5 protein-coding genes are annotated in these 4957 nt (G+C 70.7%); 4 read left to right on the plus strand and 1 reads right to left on the minus strand.

Annotated elements, in window-relative coordinates; genetic code table 11:
• The first annotated feature begins 59 nt into the window (after positions 1 to 59).
• Positions 60 to 350, plus strand: coding sequence for a hypothetical protein (locus ACTIR_RS0120140; RefSeq protein WP_026455623.1), 291 nt, complete (start codon positions 60 to 62; stop codon positions 348 to 350).
• Here ACTIR_RS0120140 and ACTIR_RS0120145 read toward each other — a convergent pair.
• Positions 347 to 901, minus strand: a complete 555-nt coding sequence (locus tag ACTIR_RS0120145; RefSeq protein ID WP_026455624.1) for a GNAT family N-acetyltransferase — start codon at positions 899 to 901, stop codon at positions 347 to 349. The two genes, ACTIR_RS0120140 and ACTIR_RS0120145, sit on opposite strands and share 4 nt — an antisense overlap.
• A 366-nt stretch (positions 902 to 1267) precedes the next feature.
• Between ACTIR_RS0120145 and ctaD the strand changes: the two genes are divergently transcribed.
• The 3 genes from ctaD to ACTIR_RS0120160 form a co-directional block, all read left to right on the plus strand.
• Complete coding sequence (ctaD, locus tag ACTIR_RS0120150) at positions 1268 to 3052, plus strand: aa3-type cytochrome oxidase subunit I (protein ID WP_026455625.1); 1785 nt, start codon at positions 1268 to 1270, stop codon at positions 3050 to 3052.
• Positions 3053 to 3122: 70 nt separating this feature from the next.
• Positions 3123 to 4337, plus strand: a complete 1215-nt coding sequence (gene serB / locus ACTIR_RS0120155) for a phosphoserine phosphatase SerB (RefSeq protein ID WP_026455626.1) — start codon at positions 3123 to 3125, stop codon at positions 4335 to 4337.
• Positions 4334 to 4957: hypothetical protein (locus ACTIR_RS0120160; RefSeq protein ID WP_026455627.1), on the plus strand; the 624-nt coding region annotated here is incomplete at its 3' end. The genes serB and ACTIR_RS0120160, both read left to right, overlap by 4 nt.

Here is a 4957-nt window from a genome sequence, read left to right on the forward strand (position 1 = left end):
GCCCCGCCGGCCCGGACGTGTCGGTGCCGCCCGGCGGATGCGGCGGATACCGTGGAGGGATGCCGCGCCGCAACCGTGCCCGCCGTGAGGTGTCCCGGCCCGCCACGCCCGTGGGGTGGGCACGTCCGGAGAGCGGGCCGGACGGCGACTGGCTCGTGCGCACGGTCCCCGGGGCGCAGGCGACCAAGACCTACCGTTGTCCGGGGTGCGACCACGAGATCCGGCCGGGCGTCCCGCACGTGGTGGCCTGGCCCGCGGACGGGACCGGTTCGGTGTCCGACCGCCGGCACTGGCACCGCGGCTGTTGGCAGGCGCGGACGCGGCGGGGTCCGACGCGACGGCGGTTCTAGCCCGTCGCCGCGGTACCGGGGCGGGGGCGTCCATCCGCCGCGGTCGGCCTGCGGTAGTACACGGCGGGCATCCCGCGGTAGAGATCCCGCTTGTACTCCCGGAACCCGAGTTTGTCCGCGACCCGGCGCGCCGGTTTGTTGTCGATGTTGGTGACGATCACCACGGGGAGGTGGGGGACCGCGCGGTCCACCCAGGCCAGGATCGCCCGTGCCATCTCGGGGGCGTAGCCCCGTCCCCAGGCGTCCGGCCGGAACCGGTAGTACAGGTTCAGCACACCGCGTCCGTCGAGGTCGCTGCGCTGCACACCGCCGACGCCCACCACCGTGCCGGAGCGGTGCTCGACCACGGCGACGTAGCCGAACCCGTGATCCGCCCAGTGCCTGCGCCAGAGGTCGAACTGCGTCCGGGCCTGGGCGGGGCTCGCGGGCGCCGGTTCGTGCGGATGCGTCTCCGCCGCGGCCTGGATGCCGATCACCGAGGGCAGGTCGGCGTCGGAGAACGGCCGCAGCAGCAGCCGCTCGGTGCGCAGGGGCTCCAGGCGTGGTGCCACGGACCGAACATAGCGCGCGCGGCCGTGGCGGGGCAGCGGCGACGGCCGGACCCGGTGACCGCGGGACCGGGTGCGGGAAGTGTGGTGGGGGCGTGGGAACGGGTGCGTCGGGGGTGCGTGATCGAGGTAACTCCCCATTCGCGGGGTCGCCGCACGCACGCGCACACCACGTCTACCTGCGGCTTTCGCGCCGGACAGCCGCCCACGCGGGGTGGATTCCGGGGTGTTTCCGCCGGTCCGGCGGTGATCTACGCAGCCGGTGCGCGGGCGTGCCACGGGTGAGGGATACGATCCCCGTAGCCATCGTGGGTCCCCCGCCCGTGGCACGAAGCAAGGATCGCGGGGTTTCGAGTGCAGGAGGCTTCTGTGACGGCCGTAGCCCCCCAGCCGATCGCGACGCGTCCCTATCCGGCGCGAGAGTCGGTGAAGGGTTCGTTCCTGCTGCGGTTGTTCCGCACGACGGACCACAAGCAGATCGGCATCATGTATCTGGTCACGTCGTTCGCCTTCTTCATGGTGGGCGGCGCGATGGCCATGCTGATCCGGACCGAGCTCGCCCAGCCGGGACAGCAGTTCCTCTCGCAGGAGCAGTACAACCAGCTGTTCACCATGCACGGCACGGTGATGCTGCTGTTGTACGCGACGCCGATCGTGTTCGGGTTCGCCAACTTCGTGTTGCCGTTGCAGATCGGCTCGCCGGACGTGGCCTTCCCGCGGCTGAACGCCTTCTCCTACTGGCTGTACCTGTTCGGGGGGCTGACCGTGATGGCCGGCTTCGTCGCCCCGGGCGGTGCCGCGGACTTCGGCTGGTTCGCCTACACCCCGCTGTCGAACGCGATCTACTCGCCCGGCATCGGCGCCGACCTGTGGATCGTCGGCCTGCTGGTCTCCGGTCTCGGCACCATCCTCGGTGCGGTCAACATGATCACGTCGATCGTGTGCATGCGCGCGCCGGGCATGACGATGTGGCGGATGCCCATCTTCACGTGGAACATCCTGATCACCAGCCTGCTGATCCTGCTGGCGTTCCCGATCCTCACCGCCGCGCTGATGGGCCTGCTCGCCGACCGCCGGATCGGCGCGCACGTGTTCGACCCCGCCAACGGCGGTGTGATCCTGTGGCAGCACCTGTTCTGGTTCTTCGGCCACCCCGAGGTCTACATCGTCGCGCTGCCGTTCTTCGGCATCGCCTCCGAGATCGTCCCGGTCTTCGCGCGCAAGCCGATCTTCGGCTACAAGGGCCTGGTCTGGGCGACGCTGAGCATCGCCGCCCTGTCGGTGGCGGTGTGGGCGCACCACATGTACGCCACCGGTGCGGTGCTGCTGCCGTTCTTCGCCTTCATGACCTTCCTCATCGCCGTGCCGACCGGGGTGAAGTTCTTCAACTGGATCGGCACGATGTGGAAGGGGAAGATCACCTTCGAGTCGCCGATGCTGTTCACCATCGGCTTCCTGGTGACCTTCCTCTTCGGCGGGCTGACCGGCGTGCTGCTGGCCGCGCCGTCCATCGACTTCCACGTCTCGGACAGCTACTTCGTGGTGGCGCACTTCCACTACGTGCTGTACGGCACGATCGTGTTCGCCACGTTCGCGGGCATCTACTTCTGGTTCCCGAAGATCACCGGCCGGATGATGGACGAGCCGCTGGCGAAGCTGCACTTCTGGCTGACCTTCATCGGCTTCCACGCCACGTTCCTGGTGCAGCACTGGCTCGGTAACGAGGGCATGCCCCGCCGGTACGTCGACTACCTCGGCACCGACGGGTTCACCACGCTGAACATGATCTCCACGATCGGCGCCTACGTGCTCGGTGCGTCGACGCTGCCGTTCATCTGGAACGTCTTCAAGAGCTACCGCTACGGCCCGATCGTGACCGTCGACGACCCGTGGGGCTACGGCAACTCGCTGGAATGGGCCACGAGCTGCCCGCCACCGCGGCACAACTTCACCGAGCTGCCGCGGATCCGCTCCGAGCGTCCCGCGTTCGAGCTGCACTACCCGGAGATGGTCGAGCGGATGCGGGGTGAGGGTCACGTCACCTTCACCGGCAAGACCCTCGCCCACGGCGACGCGAAGGACGCACCCTCGGAGGTGGTCACCGAGGCGGCCGTGCCGGGACGGCACGACCGGGACAACGCGAGCGAGCAGTGAGCGAGGCGCCGGGGCACACGTGAGTACCGACAGTACGGCAACCAGTACGGGGGCGGCGGACACGACGCCCGTGTTGATCACGACGACGGGGCCGGACAAGCCCGGGGTCTCCTCGGTGCTGTTCTCCGCGTTGACGAGCCAGGGCGTCGAGGTCGTCGACATCGAGCAGGTCGTGATCCGCGGCCAGCTCGTGCTCGGTGTGCTCGTCGCGGTGGAGTCGGACCCCGAGGGGCTCCAGGAGGTCGTCGAGCAGGCGATGGCGTCGGTGGGCATGCACGTCGACGTCCGGATCGGGGACGCGATCGGGTCCGACCCGTTCGCCCCCGCCCAGCCGGGCTCCACGCACGTGCTGGTGCTGCTCGGCGCGCCGGTCACCGCGCGGGCGTTCACCCAGATCGCCCGCAAGCTCGCCGCCGTCGGGGCGAACATCGACACCATCCGCAGCATCGCCGACTACCCGGTGACCGGACTCGAGGTCCACGTGTCGGTCGCCGACGACACCCCGGAGGCGGACAGCGAACTGCGGTCGATGCTGGCCGACGTGGCCTCCCGGGGCGGGTTGGACGTCTCGATCGAACGGGCCGGGCTCGCCCGCCGGGCCAAGCGCCTCGTCGTGTTCGACGTCGATTCCACCCTCATCCAGGGCGAGGTCATCGAGATGCTCGCCGCCCACGCGGGCGTCGAACCGCAGGTCGCCGAGATCACCGAGGCGGCCATGCGGGGCGAGTTGAACTTCAACCAGTCCCTGGAACAGCGGGTGGCGCTGCTGGAGGGGCTGCCGGAGACGGTGCTGGACGAGGTCGCCGACCAGATCGAACTGACCCCGGGCGCCCGGACCACGATCCGCACGCTCAAGCGGCTCGGGTTCCGGTGCGGGGTGGTCTCCGGCGGGTTCACCCGGATCATCGAGCGACTGGTGACCGACCTCGGTCTCGACTTCGCCGTGGCCAACAACCTGGAGGTCTCCGGCGGGCGGCTCACCGGCAAGGTCGAGGGCGAGATCGTCGACCGGGCGGGCAAGGCGGAGACGCTGAAGCGCTACGCCGCCGGATACGGCATCCCGATCCCCCAGTGCGTGGCCGTCGGGGACGGGGCCAACGACATCGACATGCTCACCACCGCCGGCATGGGCATCGCGTTCAACGCGAAGCCCGCGTTGCGTGAGGTGGCCGACGCGTCGTTGTCGTACCCGTACCTGGACGCGGTGCTGTTCATGCTCGGCGTCACCCGCGCCGAGATCGAGGCGGCCGACGAGGCCGACGGGTTCCCGCTCGCACGGTCGTGAGCACCGCGGAACCGGCCGAGCCGGTACTCGCCCCCGTCGCCGCGCGGTACGCGCGGTGGCTCGGTCTGCCCGCCCGGGAGACCGCCGAGCGGGACGCGCCACCCGAGCGGGTGTGGGCGATGCCGGTGGTGTTGCGTCTGGAGAAGACCGGCCGTCCCGCGCGGACCGCGATGCTGGAGGCCGCCGCGACGGCGGCCGTGGCCGTGTGCCTCGACGAGCGGGCCGCTCCGGGCGGCCCCTGGTACGCGCCGCTGCACACCTGGACGTCGGGACACATCCGCAAGGTGGCCCGCCGGGCGCGGGGTTCGCACTGGCGTGCCGTGGCCGGACTGCCCGGGGTGACGGTGTCGGTCGGCGACGCCGAGGTGCGGGCACTGCTGCCCGCCCGGGTGGATCAGCTCCCCCGCGAGGTGGCGCGGCTGCAGATCTCCGGCAGCGAACTGCCGCCCGACGAGCCGGGCGTGCCCGGACCGGATCTGCCGGTGCTGTGGCTGAACCCGGGAATCACCATGTCGGCGGGGAAGGCGGCGGCCCAGGTCGGCCACGCGACGATGCTGCTGGCCGCGCTGCTCGACGACGACGGCCGCGCCGCGTGGGGCACGCGCGGGTACCGCTGCGCG

It is taken from the genome of Saccharomonospora iraqiensis subsp. iraqiensis, from assembly GCF_000430445.1.
Lineage (GTDB): Bacteria > Actinomycetota > Actinomycetes > Mycobacteriales > Pseudonocardiaceae > Saccharomonospora > Saccharomonospora iraqiensis.

Excerpts from the sequence above, each read along its gene's own strand:
- ACTIR_RS0120140 (WP_026455623.1), top strand. The coding sequence starts at position 60 with ATGCCGCGCCGCAACCGTGCCCGCCGTGAGGTGTCCCGGCCCGCCACG.